Genomic DNA, 22,112 nt, shown 5'->3' on the forward strand with positions numbered 1-22,112 from the left:
GCATGTGGACCATAACCAACTTCTTTGGCTATTTCTCCATATTCCTTGTTCTGGTTAATCTTGTACAGATAAAAGGCTCTTACTCTTGCCTGGGCTAAGGGATGAGTAAGCTTCCTGCTCCTCTGTAATAGCTCCTCTGCACTCTCATGAATCTCTACCTTCTTCACTCTTCCCATACCAGCTACAACATCCCCTCACTATTGAAGGTTCTTTGCACTATGTGGTATAAATTGTTTAACTGCTGCATATCTTCCTCAGATAGTTAGATAGAAGCTGCTTTGTGGTTTTCTTCCAGGTGCTTTACTTTATTAGCATATTGGGACATAATAGCTTATACCTGCTCTACCTGTACCCTAAGCTGAACATCATCCATCTCCAGTAGCTTACCATCTGCAAGCTGATCTGTAAAGTTTAACTGAAGGGCCTGGGTTTCTGTACAGATATACTCTTTATTAGCTTCAAGAGCTGCATTTACCAACTCCTCTCCACGCTCAACCGTAATGCTGATCTTATCCTGAACCTCAAGACCCATATCTTTGCGCAGGTTCTGCAGGCGGTTTACCAGATCGCGAGCGATCCCTTCCTGGCGAAGCTCATCAGAAATGTTGATATCCAGGGCAACAGTAACATCTTCTTCGCTGGCAACAGACCAGCCCGGGATATCCTGAGAAGTGATCAAAACATCCTCAATAGTTAAATTGATGGGGCCATTTGGCAGCTGCAGGGTATACGCACCATCACGCTCGATCTGGCTGATATCAGTTTGCTCAAATTTTGCAACTGCTGCAGTGATTTCCTTCATGCGCGGACCGTACTCCTTACCAAGCTTGGCAAAGTTGGGTTTGATCTGCTTTACCAGTACACCAGAGGCATCATCGATATACTCGATGGCCTTCACGTTCACTTCATTCAGGATCAGGTCTTCAACATCATGAATCTGCTCGCGCTGTTTAGCGTTCAAGATGGGGATCAAAATGCGGCTTAGTGGCTGACGCACTTTGATTTTCTCTTTCTTACGCAGGGAGTGTACCAGTGAAGACACAATCTGTGCCTTATGCATACGCTCCTCTAGACCAGTGTCGATCTGCGCATGATCTGCTTCGGGGAAACGAACCAGGTGCACACTTTGCTCCTGCTGCCTTCCACTAACGCTGTTCAGGTTGCGGTACAGTAGCTCCATGTAAAAAGGAGCAATAGGTGCCGCCAGCTGTGCAATAGTTTGCAAGCAATCGTACAGGGTCTGGTATGCAGCCTGCTTGTCTTCTGAATAATCGCCACGCCAGAAACGCTTACGGTTCAGGCGCACGTACCAGTTGCTAAGATCATCGATGGTGAAATCCTGGATAGCCCTGGCTGCTTTGGTTGGCTCATAGTCGTTGTATGCACGCTCAACATCTACAATCAGGCTGTTCAGGCGGCTAAGGATCCAGCGATCACTCTCCGGGCGCTGTGCGAGCGGTAAGGGCTTTTCAGAATAGCTGAAGCCATCGAGGTTCGCATAGAGCGCAAAGAAGTTGTAGGTGTTATGCAGGGTGCCAAAAAAGCGGCGCTGTACTTCCAGCACTCCATCCAGGTCAAACTTAAGGTTATCCCAGGGGTTGGCGTTGCTGATCATGTACCAGCGGGTGGCATCAGGTCCGTAGGTATCCAGGGTTTTGAACGGATCGACGGCATTGCCAAGGCGCTTGCTCATCTTGTTACCGTTCTTATCCAGTACCAGTCCATTGGCAATCACATTTTTGAAAGCCACGTCATCAAAGAGCATCACAGCCAGGGCGTGCAGGGTAAAGAACCAGCCACGGGTCTGGTCAACACCTTCGGCAATGAAATCGGCCGGGAAGTTTTCTTTCAGCACATCCTGCTGCTCAAATGGCCAGTGCCACTGGGCATAAGGCATGGCGCCGGAGTCGAACCACACGTCGATCAGGTCTGCCTCGCGATACATCTTTTTGCCGCTTTCACTTACCAGGTACACCTCATCTACAAACGGACGGTGCGGATCAAATTCGCCATCGATAGGCTTTTGCTGTATACCGGAGGCAATGGCTTTATCTACCTCTGCCTTAAGTTCTGCAAGAGAGCCAATGCATTTCTCCTCTTTTTTATCTTCGGTACGCCAGATAGGCAGCGGTGTACCCCAGTAGCGGCTGCGGCTTAGGTTCCAGTCAACCAGGTTCTCCAGCCAGTTACCAAAACGGCCAACGCCAGTGCTTTCGGGCTTCCAGTTAATGGTGCGATTCAGGCGAACAAGCTGCTCCTTATAAGCAGTTGTTTTAATAAACCAGCTCTCCAGCGGATAATAAAGAATAGGTTTATCGGTACGCCAGCAATGTGGGTAGCTGTGCTCGTACTTCTCTACCTTAAAGGCCTTGCCTTCTTCCTTAAGCTTAATGGCTATGTATACATCTGTAGGCCTGAAGTCTTCTTTGCTGCGATCGGCCTCGGCATAAAATTCTTCTTTTACATAACGACCTGCCAGATCACCCATTTCCTTCACAAAACGGCCCTGCTTGTCTACAGCAGGCACCTGGTTACCATCCTCGTCTTTTACAAAAAGGCCGGGTACATTATTGGCTACGCTTACACGGTAGTCATCTGCACCAAAGGCCTGGGCCAGGTGTACTACACCGGTACCATCTTCGGTGGTAACAAAATCGCCTTCCAGCACAGTAAAGGCAGGAAATGCAAGCGGCACATAAGGCATGAGCTGCTCATAGACCGTGCCCACCAGCTGGCTGCCGGGCATTTCTTCCAGCACCTTCCAGGGTATTAGCTTGTCGCCTTCCTTATAATCTTCCAGGGCAAGGTCTTTTGCCTTCTCGTTGAAGTAAGCACCAATGCGCTCCTTTGCCAGAATTACATTGATGGATTCGTAGGTGTAAGGGTTATAGGTAGCAACCTTGGCGTAGGTGATGTTCTTGCCAACCGCCAGCGAGTTGTTGGAAGGAAGCGTCCATGGTGTGGTTGTCCAGGCCATGATGTAGTCCTTCTCGCTATCCTTTACCTTAAAGAGGGCTGCAACGGTGGTGTCTTTTATGTTGCGGTAGCAGCCGGGCTGGTTCAGCTCGTGTGAGCTAAGACCGGTACCGGCGCCCGGAGAGTAGGGCTGAATGGTATAGCCCTTGTACAGCAGACCTTTGTCGTAAAGTTTCTTGAGCAGGTGCCAGAGGCTTTCGATGTATTGTGGTTCAAAGGTAATGTAAGGATTATCAAGGTCTACCCAATAGCCCATACGCTCAGTGAGGTTATCCCACTGATCTTTGAACTTCATCACTGCCTCGCGGCATTTACGGTTGTACTCTTCAACCGAAATCTTTTTACCGATATCTTCTTTGGTAATGCCCAGCTCTTTTTCTACCTGCAGTTCTACAGGCAGGCCGTGGGTATCCCAGCCGCCTTTACGCTTTACCTGGAAACCTTGCATGGTTTTGTAGCGGCAGAAGATATCCTTAACGGTGCGGGCCATTACGTGGTGAATGCCCGGCGTACCGTTGGCCGAAGGAGGACCCTCAAAAAAAGTAAAAGTGGGAGCTCCCGCACGTTCATCTACAGATTTCTCAAAAACCTTATTTTCCTTCCAGTAGGAGAGGATATTATTGGCTATTTCGGCATAATTAATGCCTTTGTATTCTGTGTATTTAGAAGCCATAGCTGCTTAATCGTCAAAGGAAATGCAAATATAGCCAAATCCTTTTGCTATGACATGTATTTTACAGGCTATGACTTGTATTTAGGCTGCTTTGGATGCTAAAAGTACAAAAGCAGTAAACATTGGGCTGGTTAACATAACGGGCCGAAGAGCGGGTAGCAAATCAGCAGAGTATAAAATGGAAAATTGCAGGCTGGTAGCTGAAAGAAGGTGCCTTTAACAGAACTGCTTCCCTGGCAAGTATTTCAATAGTATGCAGCAGAGGACTCTGGGAAGGGTAAACTGATGATAAAGGTAGTACCTTCTCCCTCCCGACTTTCCACACTAATATTTCCGGTATGCATTTTTACTATTTCTTTACAGATGAAAAGTCCTAAGCCGGTAGATTCTTCTCCCTCAAGGCCCTTTCTTCTGATTCCTCTGAAGCTTTGAAACAGTGATTTGTGATATTTTTCAGGTATGCCAATACCGTTGTCCTGTAGCGATAACTGAACATGGTCTTCTTTATAAGAAAGCCGGTAGTCTATATTACCGCCGGTAGGAGTGTATTTAATGGCATTGGAGAGCAGGTTTTCCAGCACCTGGCGAAAGAGCACGGCATCAATCTTTACCTTTACATGCTGATCGGGAAAATCACAGTTTACTTTCAGCTTTTTCTTTTTGATTCTATCCTTTTGCTGGTTTATAGAATCATTTATAAGACTACGAAGATCATGAACATTTAAATCCAGGGAGGTTGCACTGCCTTGCAGACTGGCAAGCCTTAGCAGGCTCTGAATTAGCGTTGTTGCCTGCTGCCTTTGTTTGCTCAGCATGCTGAGGTAGATCTTGTACTTCTCATATTCCTCTTCTGTCATGCTGTTCTGGAGTATTTCGGCGATCATGGATACCCTGTTCAGAGGCGCCCGCAGATCATGTACCACCATGTTCAGAATGTTCGAAATATGTTCTTTTTCCTCTGTTAAGGCATTATACATTTCCTTTTTCTGCGAGATATCCACAATGTGCCCCACTACCTGCAGTACATCATTTGATTGTCTTTCTTTAACCGGAAAAGTTTTCAGCTCAATCCACTTTATACCTTCCAGCTTTTCATTTGCTTTAAGCTCTACAGACCCTTCATAATTATTTTGTTCAGTGAGATCTGTAAAAAAGCTTTCGAAGTCCTCCAAATGGTCGGGGTGTATACACCTTTTAAGAGGATTGCTTTCTGCACTTTCTATGCCTTCTGCTAACTGATAAAACTGAGGACTAGCAAACTCAACCTCCTTATCTTTCATATTGTATACAAAAAAGAAGATAGGTACAGTTTCTGTTATTTTAGTGGTTAAGTCTCTCATTAGGTATGATTAGTAGAGGGGGCTACTAATACTAATGTAACTGGCAGACAGATGTTTCACTCTAAAAGAAAAGATTTTAGCAGCAGAGACTATGAGGGATTCTTTACCTCCAGCCAAAGCAGCAGGATGCTGTGGATACTCAGCCGATGAAAACCAGGAGAACAGAACAAGATAAACTTAGCTAAGAACTGAATATGATCTGCCAGGGGGCTTATTTCCCGCTTGTCTGGTCATTATCAGCATCATCATCTACCTTAAGTTGCTTTACGTCAATTTCCTCGTCTTCGGTCTCAACGTAAAACTCATCGTAATGCTCAATAAGAGCCATTTCGTCACGCTCATATTTGCCTGAATCGAAGGCCAGCAACAGGGCAGGTAACAACAGCAGGTTCGTGAACATGGCCAGCAGCAGCGTGGTGGAGGTAAGCATACCCAGGGCAACGGTACCACCAAACTCAGAGAAGGCGAAAATAACAAAGCCAAAGAACAGCACAATAGAGGTGTAAATCATGCTGGAGCCGGTTTCGCGCAGGCTTACACTAATAGCTTTGGCTACAAAGAAGCGCTGGTTAATAAGCTCCTGCCGGTATTTTGCCAGAAAGTGGATGGAGTCATCTACCGATATACCAAATGCGATGCTGAAGATAAGCGCAGTGCTGGGCTTTAGGGGAACACCAAAAAAGCCCATCAGGCCTGCGGTAACAATCAGCGGCACCATGTTTGGGATAAGCGATATCAGGATCATGCGGCCGTTGCGGAAGAGAAGCGCCATGATCATGGCAATAATTACAATGGCAATCAGCAGGCTGCTTTTCAGGTTCTGGATCAGGTACTGATTGCCTTTTATGAACAGCAGCGTGGTGCCGGTAATAGCTACATCAATACCCAGGCTATCGGGAAAAAGGCTGTTTACCTGTGGCTGCACTACATTGCTGATGAGCGAATCCATACGCAGTGATCCGATGTCGGATACCTTTAGGGAAAGACGCATTTTTTGCCCGGTAGAATCGATAAAGGCAGTTGAAAGGCGTGCTGCATCGGGGTTATTTTGCAGGTAAGGCAGCAGAAAAGCACGCTCTCTGCTGGTGGGTAACTCATAGAAGGCAGGGTTGCCACGATAAAAGGCCTGCCTGCTGGCTTTTAAAAAGCTAATGAGTGATACCGGTGGTGAGAACTCCTTTTGCAGGGCCAGAAACTGCTGCAGGGAATCTACCTGGCGCAGGGTATTAAGGTTCATCACACCCCGGGGTCGCCCGGTGTCTACCACTATCTCCATGGGCATCACGCCTCCGAAGTTTCGCTCAAAAAAGGCCAGATCCTGTTTAACATCGCTCTTTTCCGGAATGTCATCTACCATATAGGCATTTGAGCGTATTTGAAGAAGGCCTGCCAGCGATACTGCAACTACTGCTGCCGTAAAGGCCATGATGCGGTAGCGGTGGCGGTGCACCATTACATCAAATGCGGTAAGAATACGGTCCAGCCGGCGGCTCTCCAGGTGCTTCAGGTGCCTGGGGGCAGGCGCAGGCAGATAGGAGAAAATAGCAGGAATAAGAATAAGGCTTACCACGAATGTGGCCAGAATATTAAGGCCAGCCACGATGCCAAACTCTTTCAGTACCCGTATATCGGTAGTCATGAGTACCAGAAAACCTATGGCCGTGGTAAAGTTGGTGATGAGGGTTACAAACCCTATGCGACGCACAATATGGGAGAGCGCCTTCATCTGGTCGCCGGTTTTGGCAAACTCCTGGTGGTATTTATTGAGCAGGTATATACAATTGGGAATGCCTATTACCACAATAATGGGCGGAATAAGGCCGGTTAGCAAGGTTATCTTATACCCGAACAGCACCAGGGTACCCAGCGACCAGATAATCATTACAATAATGACTACCATTGGGAAAGCCACTGCCTTCAGAGAACGGAAAAAGGCAAATAAGATAATAGCAGTTACAACTACAGACAGTAACAGGAACAGCTTTAGCTCCTGCTGTACCTTACCCGACATAACCGAGCGTACAAAAGGCACGCCGGCATAATGCATTTTTATGCCGGTGTTTTCTTCAAAAAGGCCCGAAACCATCAGGATATCGTCCATGAGCCGCTGGCGGTCTGGAGAGCTTATCACGTCCATATCCACTGTAAGCACCATCAGCGTAGCGCCATTGGCAGGGTTTATCAGCTGGCGGCTGTAAATGCGCTGGTCCAGCGCTACCTGCAGCAGGCTATCCAGCTGGGCCTGCGAATCGGGCACCTCGGTAAAGATAGGCTTCGGTTCAAAGCTGCGCAGGGAATCGTTACGCTCCAGGCGGGGCAGCAGCGGCAGCGAAAGAACGGCCTGTACGCCTCTTACCTTTTGCATCTCCTGGCTCATGTAGAGATAGCGCCTGAAATTTGTAGGTGTATACAGGCTGCTGTCCTGCATGCCGATGACCAGTATATTACCATCTTCTCCAAACTCATCTTTGAAATTCTGGAGGAAGATCATATCCGGATCTTCAGGAGGTACTACCTGTGTAAAATCATAAGATAGCTCCAGTCGCGGAATTTGGGCAGCAAAAAAAGCCGTAACCAGGGCTACGGCTATCAGCAGATAAAGTCGATAGCGGAGTATAAAATAGGAAAGAAATTCAAACATGCTCTTTTGCTGCTCTTCTTACATTAATGCACCTTACATAAGGATAGTTCTTTTTCAGGTACACTTTCCGGATCACAATACAGGTAAGGCAGTGCCTTTGATTTTCCGATACAGGCTCACGGCATGGCGGTCGGTCAGGCCGGATATAAAGTCAAGGCAATTCATTGCCAGTTCATACACGCTTCCCTTACTGATGGGCCTGAACTGCTCGGGCAGCAGGCGCAGAACAGAAGTATGCCTTGCCGTAAATTTTTCCGGCGCAAATTGCTGATAAAAACCCGCTTTTACAAATGCATCCAGCAGACCCGCCAATACCTCAAAACCAGCAATTTCCGTTTCCAGCACCGGCTGTGATCGGTATATTTTTTCAACAGATCTTTTCTTGATGGCGGAAAGTACTTCACGTGCCGGTACCAGGTCTGCCAGGGCTGTTTCAAATGAGCCGTTCAGCATTTCACGCTCGTGGTCCAGAAAGGTAGCGGTGGTCTGGTCTATAAGCGTACCAATGGCAAGTGAGCGCAGCACCCCCAGCTTTTCTTCCTGGCCACGGATCTGCTCCAGCTTCTCCGGCTTAAACCGTTCCTGTAAAATAGCTGCCAGGAAATCAACAGTTTCCTCAAAAGAAATGAGGCCCATGCGGCAGCCATCTTCCAGGTCAATCAGGTGGTAGCAGATATCGTCGGCGGCTTCTACCAGAAAGGCCAGCGGGTGCCGCTGCCAGGCGGCTGTTTCGCCGGCAATGGGCAGCAGGCCTGTGGCCCGGGCCATTTCTGAAAAAATGGCTTTTTCGCTCTGAAAGAAACCATACTTCTTCTGGCTTACCTGCTTTTTGTTCCGGTGCTGCAGCAGCGACTGGCAGGGGTATTTGCTAAAAGCAGCCAGGGTGGCATAGGTAAGGCGCAGGCCGGTGTTGCTGGCCTTGTTCAGAATTCTGAAGCCCTGGGCATTGCCTTCAAAACTGGTAAGATCTGCCCACTCGGCAGGGGAGCAGTGCTCCCGCAGCATGCCTTCTATTTCTGCAGTTTTAAAAAAATCAGATATAGCCGATTCGCCGCAATGGCCAAAGGGCGGGTTGCCAATATCGTGGGTGAGCGATGCTGCTGCTACCACAGCACCAAAGTCGAACTGGGTAATGCCGGCTTCCTGTAGTTCAGGATAACGCTGTACCAGCACCTCGCCGGCGCGTTTGCCCAGCGAGCGGCCTACGCTGCTTACCTCCAGGCTGTGGGTAAGGCGGGTATGCACAAAATCTTCCTTTGGGAGTGGAAAAACCTGCGTTTTATCCTGCAGCCTGCGAAAGGGAGAGGAGAAGATAATACGGTCAAAGTCCTGCTCAAAAGCACTGCGGGTGGTATTAGGGTCGGCAGGCTTGCCATCGGGGCGTTGGGCAGAAAGCAGGTGTATCCAGTTCATTATTTAGTTGTGATTGGGTGGGGGCAGAGTGCTTGAGTAGATCGTTTTACAGCTGGTGGTTTAGAGTTAGAGTATCGTAATCGAGTTTAATGTTGAGTTATTATGTCTATTTTCCTCATTTCTCAAAAGTCAAACTTACTAATAACTCACTCCCTCACCAAATCACTCCCTCACTCACTCTTCAACAAAAGCGGATCCTGGTTCAGAAGCAGGCTTAAAGTTTGGTATAGATGCGGAAGCTCCTGCCAGAACTGCTTTGGGCGCTCAAAGAAGTTTTCTACGGCAATAGCAAAAAACTCTTCGTCGTCGCTGGCTGCATACTGACGGAAAAAGTGGCTCTCACCGCTGCGCAATTTAGCACGTTCAAGCTGGCTTTCTTCCTCCCATTGCTTCAAAATGTGTGGTTTCAGAAAATTATGCTCATCGTTGCGTACTACATTTTCCAGCCGCAGGGCGTGTGCCATTTCATGCAGGCCCAGGTTTAAGGAATCGTCTGGCGTGGCAAGGCCTTCTATAAAGTCTTTCCAGGAGAGCACAATAATGCCAAAGGCGGGGTTTACTTCTCCCTTATGGTAGCGTTTGCTGATGGTAGAATAGTAGCTGTCGGGGTAAATTACAATGGTGTGAAAGTGCAGCAGGTACACATTTGGCAGGCCAAAGGTTAGCTGTACGGCCGAGGCAGCAATCAGCACCTTCATCTCGTCGGTTACCTCGGGCATGTTGCGGGGTACAAAGCGCTTTAGCTGAATAAACTGCTGCACCCGCTTCTCGAATCGTTTCTGATTATAGGGTGTAAGCTGCTGGTAATAAACAGAATGCTGTTGTAACAAGCGGCGGTAAGCAGGGCTGATCGGCAACACAGCAGGAGGCCGGCGGGTACTGATGTACCAAAAAAGAAAACTCAACCCCCCGGCAAATAAAAATAGAAACCCAAATCCTATTTGCATAAACTGCTCTTTCAACAAAAATTTAAGTTGCAACCGGCGCCCCTGTTTTACAACTTATTGTAAGTTTTTTAAAGTCTTTCCAATATTTCCTGTTCCCCGGATGTAGCAGGCAGCTGCGTAAATCGGCTGTAGCGCTCTTTGCCCTGCTTTAGTACAAGAGTGGAAGGTGCGCTTTCCAGAATGCTGCTGTTTAGCAGGCTGCCCTCGGTCCAGCTCTTATAGGTTACGAGTAATAAATTAAAGCGGTTATTGAGGCCTTCTGATAAGGCTGCCTCTTCACTAATAAGTATACTACGAGGATTTGTGCTGTTTATTTCCGATACCAGGCCCGAGTAGTAGGTATTTTCCTTTAGCAGCTGCTTAGGATCAAGAATAGTGAGGGAGGCCCCGTTATTTTCAATAAAGTTTTTGGCAATGTTCAGCAGGAAGAAGTCTTCTGTATTGCCCAATACCAGCAAAATTTGCTCTGCCAGCCCAAAATTTCTGTCAATCAGCACCCCAACATCACATTTTACATCCTCCAGGTAGGTTTTTACTTTACCACCCAGCTGATCATCAGAGAAGAGCGACTGCGATGCACCTACCAGCAGCAGGTCGTAGGCTCCATCATTGGCTATGCTTACTATTTCTTCTCCTACATGGTCCGATACACGGTATACTGTTTCTACTTTTATACCCAATTGCGCTGCTTTTTGGCGGGTGGGCTTAAAGCTCTCCCGTTCATACTCTTTAGCGGTGCGAAAATCAATTTCGGTGTTGGGGGTAAGGTGAAGGGCTGTTATTCTTACCTTGCCCTGCCTGCGAAAGCTCATCTGGTCGGCCAGCCATAGCAGCGTTCGGCCTTTCAGGGGCGGACCAAAAGAAAGCAGCACCTGGTAGGGCATGGGAGCGGTTTTTTCCAGTGCCGACTGCAGCGCCTGTTTATCCTTATCGTTGAACAGGCGATCTATCAGGTCAAGGGCAGGGCCTGTCATAAAGGTGGTGATCAGGGCCATCAGCACCATCATGGCAAATATTTCAGGCGAAAGAATACCCAGGTCGTAGCCAATATTAAGCACCACCAGCTCCATAAGGCCGCGGGTGTTCATAAGGGCGCCAATGGAAAGGCTTTCTTTCCACGACTGCCCCACAAACCTGGCCGCCAGTGCACTGCCACCAAACTTACCCGCTACTGCTACAACACTTACCAGCAGGCACACCGCCCAGAGGCTCCAATCGTTTAGCAGCCCTATTTGGGTACGCAGGCCTGTAAAAACAAAGAAGAGCGGAAGCAGGAGCACCAGCGCCACGTCTTCTATTTTCTCTGTAAGCACTTTGCGGAAGTTAAGGTTGGGTGGCATGATTACGCCTGCCAGAAAAGCCCCGAACAGGGCATGGATGCCAATCACTTCGCTGAGGTAAGATGAGCCCAGCAGCACCAGGAAAACAACCGCTACAATCGACTTTGTAATGGTTTCTTTGGTAGAGTATATTCTCCCCATCCTTTTCAGGAAGGGTTGCACCACCTTTATCATCAGCAGCACATAGCCAACAGCCAGTATAATGGTGTAAATGGCACTTAGGGCAGTTCCGGCTTTGGTAATGGCAATAACGGCTGCCAGCAGACACCAGGCGGTAATATCATCGGCAGCGGCGCAGGTAATGGTAATGGTGCCCAGCTGGGTGCCGGAGAGGTTGCGTTCCTGTATTACCCTGGCTAATACCGGAAAAGCCGTAATGCTCATGGCGATGCCCATAAACAGGGCAAAAGATAAAAAGCTGGTATCTGCCGGGGCAAAGTTCGAGTACAGAAAGTACGCCAGTGCCATGCCCAAAAAATAAGGAATGATAATGCTGGCATGGCTGATGATAACAGCATCATGTGCCTTGTTGCGCAGCACCTTAATATCAAGATCCATGCCTATTACGAACATGAACAGGATAAGCCCCACCTGGCTTAGGAACTGCAGATTGCCCAGCGACTCTGCCGGAAAAACAAAGGCCGTAACCCCCGGAAGTAGCCAGCCCAGCAGCGAAGGGCCCAGCACAATGCCTGCAATGATTTCTCCAATGACAGTAGGCTGTCCGATTTTGGAAAAAAGATACCCAAAGAGGCGTGCTACAAACAAAATGGAGATGATCTGCAGCAGCAGGATGGCCAGCGGGTGGTGGAGCGATTCTGCAAACGAATCGCTGAACAGTTGCAGCGGACTTAGTTCTGTTAGGGGCTGCTGGCTGTTTTCCTGTACTTTATCAGTTTCCAGTAACTGCCCGCGCTGCACTACTCCATACATCAGAACAACAAAAAGGCCCACAACACCTATATAAAAGATCAGGCTCTTTTTCATTACTCCCCTCCCGGATATTATTGCCACATATTTCTGCAGCACAACAGTACTGAACGCTGCTTTATGCAGCTTATTGGCTGTAGGAAATATTTAGTAAAGTTGAGAATAAAAAAGGACTAAACGCTATGGGAGGCCTGCCTCTAAAAAAATAAACAGCCCCGGCTGTGGGGCCGGGGCTGAAAACTATGCTTTATGGAGCACTAGAGGTTCTTAAAGATATTGGAAACCGAAACTTCGCGGCCAATCTCCTCACGCAGGGCCGAAATAGGCACCCGTTTCTGCTCCATGGTATCGCGGTAGCGAATTGTAACCGTATCGTTCTCCAGGGTTTCATAATCAACGGCTATGCAGAAAGGTGTACCAATCAGGTCCTGGCGGGTGTAGCGCTTGCCTATGGTCTGCTGTTCTTCATAGATAATGTTGAAATCGTAGCGCAGGTCGTTGAAAATGCTCATGGCTTTTTCCGGCAGTCCGTCTTTTTTCACCAGCGGAAAAATAGCGGCTTTAACCGGGGCCAGCGCAGGGTGCAGCTTCAGGTAAATCCTTTCTTTTTGCTGATCGCCTTCGCCTACGGTTTCTTCGGTATAGGCATTGCAGAGCGTCATCAGGAAGAGGCGGTCGGCACCCACTGAGGTTTCCACCACATAAGGAACATAGTTGCCGTAAGGCTTGCCTTCCTCATTAAGGTCGTTATCAAAGTAGTTCTGCTTTTTCTTGCTGAACTCCTGGTGTCTTTTCAGATCGTAGTCGGTGCGGCTGTGGATACCTTCTATTTCTTTGAAGCCGAATGGGAACTTGAATTCAATATCCAGGGCGGCGTTGGCATAGTGTGCCAGCTTTTCGTGCGGGTGTATGCGCAGGTTGTCGGCCGGTATGCCCAGTGCCTTGTGCCAGCGCACGCGCACATCGCGCCAGTGCTCGTACCACTGCATTTCGGTGCCGGGGCGTACAAAGAACTGCATTTCCATTTGCTCAAACTCGCGCATGCGGAAGATGAACTGGCGTGCCACAATCTCATTCCTGAAGGCCTTACCGATCTGGGCAATACCAAAAGGCACTTTCATGCGGGCAGTTTTTTGCACGCTCAGGAAGTTTACGAATATACCCTGGGCAGTTTCGGGGCGCAGGTAAATTTTAGAAGCATCTTCGGCAACCGAACCTACCTCTGTAGAGAACATCAGGTTAAACTGGCGTACCTCGGTCCAGTTGGCTGTACCGCTGATGGGGCAGGTGATGTTTTCACGCACAATAAGCTCCCGCAGCTCACCCAGCTTTTCGGCTTCCAGCAGCTGGTTCATTTCTGTTAGTACGGCCTTGGCCTGATCGGCCTTGCCTTCGGCCTCCAGGCGCTGGGCGTAATCTTCAATAAGGTTATCGGCACGGTAGCGCTTCTTGGAGTCTTTGTTGTCGATCATCGGATCGTTGAAGCTATCTACGTGACCGGAGGCTTTCCAGGTAAGCGGGTGCATGAAGATGGCAGCATCCAGACCTACCACATTTTCGTTGAGGCGGGTCATGCTTTGCCACCAGAGGTCTTTCAGGTTCTTTTTGAGCTCGGCACCATAAGGGCCATAGTCATATACTGCCTGGAGGCCATCATATATTTCGCTGGAGGGGAATACAAAACCGTATTCCTTTGCGTGCGATACAATCTTCTTAAATAGGTCTTTGTCGTCGGTTGCCATAGCCACAAAGGTATTTATTAATGTGTTAAAGTGGTAATGTGCAAAGTGAAAATGCGGTTGCTCCTCTATAATAAAAAGCCGGTTTGTGTATGATTATACAAAGCCTCCTTAAGTATTCAGGCCTGTTAGCTTTACTGGAACAGCGGCAGTTGAATGATGCTGCTTATCTGATCAGTAATGGCATGATAGAGTAAGCGATAACGGCGGGTGCTGAAACCACAGCTTAGGTTGCCCGGCGAAACAGGAAAATGCAACATCACATAAAACCGCGGGTAGGCAGCGTGGGGTCCTGGTCGGGTGGAATGATTTTTTTAGCAGGTTTCAGGAACATGCGCATAAAGGGGCCGCTGGTCATGCTGGTAACAAGAGCCATAATTACCAGGGCCACAAAAAACTTCTGGTCTATGATTTTATTTTCCAGGGCAATGAGGCCCAGGATTATCTCCATGGCACCACGGGCATTCATGCCAAAACCAATGGCCAGCGATTCGCGCTTGCTGTAGCCGCCCAGGTAAGAACCCAGGCCACTGCCAATAATTTTTCCGGCAAAGGCAATTACCAGCACCACCAGTACCAGTACCAGGTCAAAATTTGCAACAAAATTTACCTTCAGGCCTATGGATACAAAAAAGATGGGGGCAAAAATGTTGTTTACAAAATGGTGTACAATTTCTTTAGCCCGTTCGGGCATATGCTCGGAGTCGCCCAGGGCTACGCCTAATATAAAAGCACCAAAGATGGCATGAATGCCAATGAACTCGGTGAAAGCAGCTGCCAGGAAGCAAAAGCCCAGCGAGAGCGAGAGTAGCCCGCCAGGCCAGGCAAAGCTGCGGTTGAGCCAGGGGAGTATGCGGTTTATCACGCCCTTGCCGGCAGTAAGCATCAGGATGGTAAAGCCAAGGGTAAGTGTAATGGTCATGGGCAGGCTGAGACCCTCGCCGCCACCAGTACCAATCATGCTGATGATGACAGAAAAAATAAGCCAGCCCAGCAAATCGTTGATCATGGCAGAGGCCACAATAAGCATGCCTGTGCGGGTGCGGAACAGGTTCATGTCCATGAGGATGCGCGCAATTACCGGCAGTGCTGTTATAGACATGGCTGTACCCACAAACAGGGCAAAGGTTAGCCGGTCGGCGCCAGGTTCTCGCCCAAAGAAGGAGGCAAAGTAGTAAGGGAAAACAAAGCCTAGCGCAAAGGGTATGATAAGGCCTGATAAGCTGGTGAGTACCGCCTGCTTGCCCTGCTGCCATACCAGGTTAAGCTCTACCTCCAGGCCTGCAATAAACAGGAGCAGGATAACGGCCACATGCACAAAGCCATCGAAAACCAGGGCAGAGGGCCCCACAGAAGGAAAGAGGTGTCCGAAATGCAGCGGGGAGATCATGCCAAAAACCGTGGGCCCCAGCAGAATACCAGCTAGAATTTCTCCAACAACAGCAGGTTGCTTAAGCTTACGTGCAAGCTCGGCCATGAGCCTGCCTGATATCAACAGAATGCTTAACTGCAGCAGTAGCTTAACAACCTCTGTATGCGATAAACTTTCCATGTGCAGTTATTAGGTCTCCTGTTAGTTCTTCTTATTGATAGTGAAAAAAGGTTGTAATCCTGTATTCATGCTACCGTACCAATGATCGCTTACAGCTAAAGTCACAACCTGTAAACAGTTAGGCGCTATTATAGGCATGCACTTTAATGCTATTATATAGCTGGTTTAAAAATAGCCTGATGGGCTTCAGGTTATACCAGCTAAGCACCTGTTCAGCCTGAAAAATTGCTACAAAAGAGGAGGCAACCCATTTTTACTATATCCACACAATGATTGCATGCTTAATATAGTAATAATTATAAACAACAAGTGCTGTTGGCGTTGTTAATAAATCATCACTAAGCAGAAGACAACTGCTGGTTTCCTGCTGCCTGCAGCTGACAGCGTAAATACTGATATCATTTATAAGAATTTGCATAGTTTATTCATAAAATATTTCTATTTTAAGGCGGGTTGCCATTCAGCCCCAGCATATGTTTAAAAAAATTGCCATTGCGATTGCCTTTTCGCCCCGTCAGCAGGCGCTGATTGCCGAAGCCCGGCGGTTACAGCTTCGTTTCAATGCTGCTATAGTATTCATACACGTAGGAGATCGCACTGCTGAAAAGGAGGAGCAATTACAGGGGTACCTAAGCTCGGCTGGTTTTTCTGCAGAGCAGGCAAATATTTTTTGGGAAGAAGGAGATGCCGTAAAGCTTATCCTGTCGGTGTGCCGCAAGCAGCATGTTGACTTACTGGTGGCTGGAGCGCTTAAAAAGGAAAATATATTCCGTTACTACATTGGCTCTATCGCCAGAAAAATATTGCGTAAAGCCGATTGCCCTGTGATGGTACTAACAGAGCCGAGAATGAACCCGAGGCCTTACCAGAACATAGCCATCCATGCCGGCGACAGGGCAGAGGCATTTAATGCCATTCAGTCGGGCTGCATGCTGGGGCAGCTGGAAGGGGCAAAGCAGGTGCACATCATAAAAGAAATTAAAATGTATGGGCTTACCATGGCCCTGGCGGGCGAAGATCCGGAACATGAATATTCAGAAGCCCGCAGAACACTGGTGCAGGATGAAATATCTACTGTGCAGCATGTTATTAACCGCTGCCCCGAGTGTAAAGGGCTTCGCATCAATATTAAAATAGCTGCCGGTAAATCTGGCTATGAGCTGGCCAAGTTTGCCCGTAATGCAGAAGCAGACCTCCTGGTGATGGAAGCGCCCAAACGCTCCTTAAATATTTTTGACAGGATATTTCCGCATGACCTGGAGTATATTCTGGCAGATTTGCCCACAAACCTGCTGCTGGTGCCAGGAGACTAAGCTGCAGGAGCAGTAAAAATGTAGCACAAGCCTAGCAGGCCTGAAACATAAAAAGCAGGACCAGTCCTGCATTGGGGTACACTTCAAGCATAGCCTTATGGAAAATCTTTTTGGTAATTATATAGGCATTGTTCATACCTTTTTTGCGCTTTTAGCCATGTTGAGTGGTGGTTGGGTACTCCTGCAGTCTAAGGGAGGAAAGCGGCACCGGCAAATAGGGTATGTGTATGTGGGTGCTATGCTGTTAATGTTGCTTACAGCTTTTGGTATTTACAGGCTTTATGGTGGCTTTGGCATTTTTCATTTCTTTGCTGTAATCAGCTTTTTAACACTTGCCGGCGGCATGTATCCTGCCTTAAAACGACCCCATAACTGGCTGGGGCTGCACTACCGGCTCATGAGCTGGTCGGTGGCAGGCCTATATGCTGCTTTTGTAGCCGAGGTAGCTACCCGCTTGTTACCGCAGCAATACTTTGGCTTGGTTGTAGGCATAGGCTCAGCACTGGTATTAGGCATCTCTGCCTACCTGATTTACGGCAGTCGTAAGCACATACTGGAGAAATATAAGAAATGGGTCTAGCTTTAATAAATAGATAATAAAAAGCAGGAAGCAACGGTGCCCCCTGCTTTTTTATCTTTAAAAGTGTAGTCAAGTATTTACTCTGCCTTAACAATCTGAAACTCCTCCTGGGTATTGCCAGAAAATAGTACGTTCAGGTGGGCATAAAGCACATATACCTGGCCATTCAGATACTCGGTAGCAGTGGTGGGAAATACGGGGCCAGTTTCAAAAACATCTGTCACTTCCGTAGACTGCCACATGTTTGTGCTGTTGAGGGTTATCACATTAGCGTTTTCTCCGCCATTGGCATTGTTCACTACTACCAGTTCTTTATTATTTTTCAGGTACAAACCATCCGGGTTGTTCAGGGCTACAGGAATGTCAATTACAGAATAGTCAGCTGGATTCCTGATCGGGAAACGTAGTAAGGCATTGTCGTCAGATTTGGCAACTATCAGGTAACCCCGGGGATCATAATCAATGCCGTTGAGGCCAAAGGCACCCGGTGCTGGTGTCAGGGCATCATCCTGGTAGAAAATACTGGCATTGCCTGCTTCATCTACCTTGTAGATCACTCCTGTAAAGCTGTCGGTAACATAGGCATTGCCTTTGTTATCTACGGCTACATCATTTGCAAAATGAGGGGCATCTGGCAGCAGGGCATCCATGCGGGTGTAAAATATCCGTTCGCCAGTTCGGAGGTCATAGGCAGCAAGGCCGGCAAGGCTGTTAATAGTGGCTTCAGAGCTTTTTACACTGGCGCCATTGTCTGATACTGCTACCAGCAGGCGCTTGCGTGGCTGGTCAATATGAATGCCAATGGTAGAAGGGATGTCGGGTTCATTGATCCACTCCATATAACTGCCATTTTGCTGCACTACACCAATGCTGCCCTGCGTAATGGAAGATACCAGGAAGCGGTTCATCTGCTTATCGTACTCAACTCCTTCCGGAAAGAGGTTTTCCTGTGTGAAGGAGATTTTGTCAGGACTGTCGATTGGGGTTTCATCCCATATATCATCAAGATAGGAGCAGCTGCTTAGCAGCATAGACATAAAGAGGGTAACTACAGCAGTAGGGGTAAATATTCTTTTCATAGTACTGAATTATTTAGTTTTCATATAATTAGTACCCGCCAACATGTGTAATGTTTGAACATTATACCCTAAGCGTAAATAATTTTAATGTTAAATCATGGTTAAAGTTTGGCTGTTGGTTTTAGGCTGAATTCAATCCTGAACAAGATCGCTTACCCGGTAAAATTCCAGATTGTGTTTGTTGGCCTGCTGAAGTATGTATTCAAGCAGGGCAATGTTAAAAGTGTAGCTGCCAGGGCTGGGCGCTTGCGCTGGCTTGTGCCCGAAAATCATCAGTACCTTATTTTCAGTAGCTGCCTTTTGCAAGGCATTATCAATGGCTTCTTTATTGAGATGTACGTTAGCATCAATGCTGGCGGCTACCAGTTCTTTACTCTCTCCGAGTTTAAAAAATATATCGTCTGTGGCGCTAAGCCCCCGGATGCTGTCTGTAGAAACGGCATGCCTGATTGCCTTAAAATGTTTTTCCAGCAACAGATCAGTAAACCAGTAGCCTCTTCCATAGGGGTAGGCAAAAGCAGTAGGTAAAAAGCCCTTTTTTTCCAGTGCGCGTGTATTGCTGAAAACCTCATCCCGGAGGTACTCCTGGTAGGAGTGTTCCCTTATGTAATCTCGTGCCCGCACATGCAGCGCTCCATGACTCCCAATTTCGTGCCCCTGCTGCTCCAGTTCCTTCAGCATTCGAACCTCTTCCGCTGTTAATGCCGCTGCCCCGGAAATAAAGAAGGTTACTTTGGCATTGTACCTGGCAAGGAGTTCTTGCAGGCTGTACCACTCTTTAATGCTCCTGTCATCAAAAGAAATACAGATGCCGGCCTGCTGTTGCGCCTGATCAGAGCTGCAAGCGCTCACAAAGAAGAAGCTCATCAGCAGAAGAAAAACGAGCAGGTTTTGCCTGGTTAAAAACATGGCCAGCTTAATAAACAGCGACAGAAATGGTGTGCCAATCTGTTTCCAATATCTGCAGGATTCCCAACAAGAGATAGTTTAAACGTTATTCTTTTTTTCTGCAGTTACAATTGTAATGCGGTTTGAAAGTGTTTTGTGTACCGGGCATTTATCGGCTATCTCCATTAAACGTTTTCGTTGCTGCTCATCAAGTGGGCCTATCAGCTCTACCTCCCGATCTATTCTGTCGAGCATACTGCCGGGCTGGTCACATACCTGGCAGTCTTCGCCGTACACCTTATCGTGTTTCAGGTGCACAATAGCCTCCTGCAAGGGCCAGCCTTTTCGGTCGGCGTACATGCGCAGGGTCATGGTGGTGCAGGCGCCTAAGGAGGCATTAAGCAGGTCGTATGGGCTTGGGCCCAGGTTTAAACCACCTACTTTGATTGGCTCATCGGCCAGCAGGCTGTGCTGCCCTGCCCTTACCTCAGTTGTAAAGCCACCGCTTTCGGTACGGGCAACTACCTCCATATGGGTGCGCAGGGTGTCTGGCGGCAGGGCAATATACCGCTGCACCCAGCTGGCAATAAGGTTACCGGCATAAAGAGCATCGCCGGGCACAGAAAGAAAGTGATCTGCGCCATCGAGGGTAACAAAGCTTTTCGGGTGGCGGGCTGCGGTGTAGAGGGTGGCTGCGCTGTCTACAGAAATTTCCCGGTCCTGGGGGCTGTGCATCAGGAGCAAGGCCTTGTTTAGCTGCTGCAGGCGTGAGCGGATGAGGGGTTCGCTCAGGAGGTCAAGCATATCCAGGTCTATGGCTATTTCGTGGCCGGTGTGATAAGTAAGGGTGGCATAGTCCTGGTCGTCAATGTCCTCATCGAGCATGGCATGCAGTGCCTGAGAAGAAACCGGTGCTCCTATGGTTACGATAGCTTTTACCGTTGTCCATGCTGCTGCTTCTGCCAGAAGGGCTGTACCTGCTACAGAATGGCCTATCACCAGTGCCGGTGCCTGCCTGGAGCTTGCCAGAAAACGGTAGGCTTCCTGCAGCACCTGGGGCGAGATGCCTTCTTCATAATCGGCCATGGAAATGCGCAGCACTTCGTAGCGGTTTTGGGTAAGACCCAGGCTTAGGAGGTGCTCTGCTTCTGAACGGCGCGGAAAGCAGTGCACCATAATTGCACAGGCTGCCGGTCTGCCCCCTGCAGGGCTGTCCAGACTGGCAGAAAAGATGTCGCCTTGTGCGGTACGTAGGTTCAGGTGCTGTGTTTTCATGGCTGGTTATATACAAAAGGTTGCTGAAGCGGCTGTAAGTATTATAAGTTAATGCCTATAAAGAAGGTTTATAGGCTAATAATAAAGTTTTAATAAGCTTTTAAGGATAAAAGCCCCGGTATCAGTTTAGTACTTGTAACTTTACAACCCTAAAACTGTACAACTTTACATGCAGAATAGTATGTTTAAAACAGGGGTGCTGCTGGTAAATCTGGGAACGCCGGATAGTACTGCAGTGCCTGATGTTCGTAAGTACCTGAGGGAGTTCCTGATGGATGGTCGTGTGATTGACATATCGTACCCGCAGCGATTTGCCCTGGTAAATGGTATTATTGCTCCATTCCGGGCACCAAAGTCTGCCCATGAGTACGAAAAACTGTGGGATAAGGAAAAAGGCTCACCGCTTAAATACTATGGTTTTCAGCTGCGCGATCTGCTGCAGCAGGCCCTGGGGCAGGATTTTGTGGTAGAGCTGGCCATGCGCTACCAGAGCCCTTCTATTCCGGAAGTACTGAAAAAGCTTCAGGCCTGCTCCCTGAAAGAACTGATCATCCTACCTCTTTTTCCGCAGTATGCCTCGGCAACCAGCGGTTCGGTTATTGATAAAGTAATGGAGGTGGTGCGTGGCTGGCAAACGATTCCTTCTATTCAATATATTGGCAGGTTTGTAGAAGAGGAGCTTTACCTGCAGGCGCTGGTAGCACGGGCTAAGCCATACATCGAAAAAGAAAACTGGGATCATTACCTGTTCAGTTACCATGGTGTGCCCGAGCGGCAAATCTATAAAGGCTCCTGCGGAGATTACTGTAAAATAGATAAGGTTTGCTGTGCTACTTACACGCCTCAAAACCAGTATTGCTACCGCGCGCAGTGCTACTACAACTCGCGCCTGCTGGCAGAGCGTTTAGGGCTAAAGCCAGACCAATATAGTACCTGCTTCCAGAGCCGCCTGGGTAAAGATCCCTGGATACAGCCCTATGCCGACGATGTGATACCTATGCTGGCTAAAGAAGGTAAGAAAAAAGTGCTGGCCTTTAGCCCTGCCTTTGTAGCAGATTGCCTTGAAACTACGGTAGAGGTAGGCGAAACTTTCAAAGAAAATTTCCTAGAGGCCGGTGGCGAACGCTGGGAACTGGTAGAGAGCCTTAACGATCATCCGCTGTGGGTGAAATGCCTCCAGGAAATGGTGCTAAGAAGGAGCGGTAACTGATGCAGATGACGACTTTCTGCAGAAAGGGCCTGAAAGATGACTTTTGTCATATTCAATGAATGATCTTTTTAAGACCTTTGCCCCAAATTATGCGCAATTTGAATTATTGCGCTCCTGCCGCTGTTAGGCAATAGATTAGCACTATACCCTTATAGAAAATTGTTGTCACAACTAAAAGGGTTTAGTTGTTATATTTGATGAAGAATTACAAAGCCA

Annotated in this window: 14 protein-coding genes; 3 read left to right on the forward strand and 11 right to left on the reverse strand. The window is 48.2% G+C overall.

Annotated elements, in window-relative coordinates; genetic code table 11:
- Nucleotides 1–331 precede the first annotated feature (331 nt).
- The 8 genes from ileS to KWJ01_RS21950 form a co-directional block, all read right to left on the reverse strand.
- Complete coding sequence (ileS, locus tag KWJ01_RS21915) at nucleotides 332–3,649, reverse strand: isoleucine--tRNA ligase (RefSeq protein WP_224999264.1); 3,318 nt, start codon at nucleotides 3,647–3,649, stop codon at nucleotides 332–334.
- A 245-nt stretch (nucleotides 3,650–3,894) separates the two neighbouring features.
- Entirely contained in the window at nucleotides 3,895–4,929 is a 1,035-nt protein-coding gene (locus KWJ01_RS21920; protein ID WP_224999265.1) for a sensor histidine kinase KdpD, read from the reverse strand.
- 271 nt (nucleotides 4,930–5,200) lie between these two features.
- Nucleotides 5,201–7,630, reverse strand: coding sequence for an RND family transporter (locus tag KWJ01_RS21925; RefSeq protein WP_224999266.1), 2,430 nt, complete (start codon nucleotides 7,628–7,630; stop codon nucleotides 5,201–5,203).
- 72 nt (nucleotides 7,631–7,702) lie between these two features.
- Entirely contained in the window at nucleotides 7,703–9,043 is a 1,341-nt protein-coding gene (locus KWJ01_RS21930) for a deoxyguanosinetriphosphate triphosphohydrolase (RefSeq protein ID WP_224999267.1), read from the reverse strand.
- A gap of 170 nt (nucleotides 9,044–9,213) precedes the next feature.
- Entirely contained in the window at nucleotides 9,214–9,990 is a 777-nt protein-coding gene (locus KWJ01_RS21935) for a zinc-dependent peptidase (RefSeq protein ID WP_224999268.1), read from the reverse strand.
- Between the two features lie 68 nt (nucleotides 9,991–10,058).
- A complete protein-coding gene (locus KWJ01_RS21940; RefSeq protein ID WP_224999269.1) occupies nucleotides 10,059–12,317 on the reverse strand; it encodes a cation:proton antiporter in 2,259 nt (752 codons plus the stop codon).
- A 200-nt stretch (nucleotides 12,318–12,517) separates the two neighbouring features.
- The gene (locus KWJ01_RS21945) at nucleotides 12,518–14,002 is read right to left on the reverse strand and encodes a glycine--tRNA ligase (protein WP_224999270.1); all 1,485 of its coding nucleotides are present in this window, start codon (nucleotides 14,000–14,002) and stop codon (nucleotides 12,518–12,520) included.
- A 256-nt stretch (nucleotides 14,003–14,258) separates the two neighbouring features.
- The gene (locus KWJ01_RS21950) at nucleotides 14,259–15,551 is read right to left on the reverse strand and encodes a cation:proton antiporter (protein WP_224999271.1); all 1,293 of its coding nucleotides are present in this window, start codon (nucleotides 15,549–15,551) and stop codon (nucleotides 14,259–14,261) included.
- Nucleotides 15,552–16,024: 473 nt separating this feature from the next.
- On the opposite strand from KWJ01_RS21950, the gene KWJ01_RS21955 reads away from it, so the two are divergent.
- Together KWJ01_RS21955 and KWJ01_RS21960 are read left to right on the forward strand one after the other, a co-directional pair.
- Entirely contained in the window at nucleotides 16,025–16,864 is an 840-nt protein-coding gene (locus KWJ01_RS21955) for a universal stress protein (protein WP_224999272.1), read from the forward strand.
- 97 nt (nucleotides 16,865–16,961) lie between these two features.
- Nucleotides 16,962–17,444: a DUF2306 domain-containing protein gene (locus KWJ01_RS21960; RefSeq protein ID WP_224999273.1), complete on the forward strand. Its 483-nt coding sequence runs from the start codon at nucleotides 16,962–16,964 to the stop codon at nucleotides 17,442–17,444.
- A gap of 77 nt (nucleotides 17,445–17,521) precedes the next feature.
- On the opposite strand, the gene KWJ01_RS21965 is transcribed toward KWJ01_RS21960, so the two are convergent.
- The 3 genes from KWJ01_RS21965 to KWJ01_RS21975 form a co-directional block, all read right to left on the reverse strand.
- A complete protein-coding gene (locus KWJ01_RS21965) occupies nucleotides 17,522–18,523 on the reverse strand; it encodes an SMP-30/gluconolactonase/LRE family protein (protein ID WP_224999274.1) in 1,002 nt (333 codons plus the stop codon).
- Between the two features lie 132 nt (nucleotides 18,524–18,655).
- Nucleotides 18,656–19,432: a polysaccharide deacetylase family protein gene (locus KWJ01_RS21970; protein ID WP_224999275.1), complete on the reverse strand. Its 777-nt coding sequence runs from the start codon at nucleotides 19,430–19,432 to the stop codon at nucleotides 18,656–18,658.
- Nucleotides 19,433–19,510: 78 nt separating this feature from the next.
- Nucleotides 19,511–20,686 (reverse strand): bifunctional alpha/beta hydrolase/OsmC family protein, encoded by a 1,176-nt coding sequence (locus KWJ01_RS21975; RefSeq protein ID WP_224999276.1) that lies wholly within the window; start codon nucleotides 20,684–20,686, stop codon nucleotides 19,511–19,513.
- Nucleotides 20,687–20,855: 169 nt separating this feature from the next.
- Here KWJ01_RS21975 and hemH point away from each other — a divergent pair, with 169 nt between their 5' ends.
- Nucleotides 20,856–21,896 (forward strand): ferrochelatase, encoded by a 1,041-nt coding sequence (gene hemH / locus KWJ01_RS21980; RefSeq protein WP_224999277.1) that lies wholly within the window; start codon nucleotides 20,856–20,858, stop codon nucleotides 21,894–21,896.
- Nucleotides 21,897–22,112: the final 216 nt, after the last annotated feature.

It is taken from the genome of Cesiribacter sp. SM1, assembly GCF_020178975.1.
Lineage (GTDB): Bacteria > Bacteroidota > Bacteroidia > Cytophagales > Cyclobacteriaceae > Cesiribacter.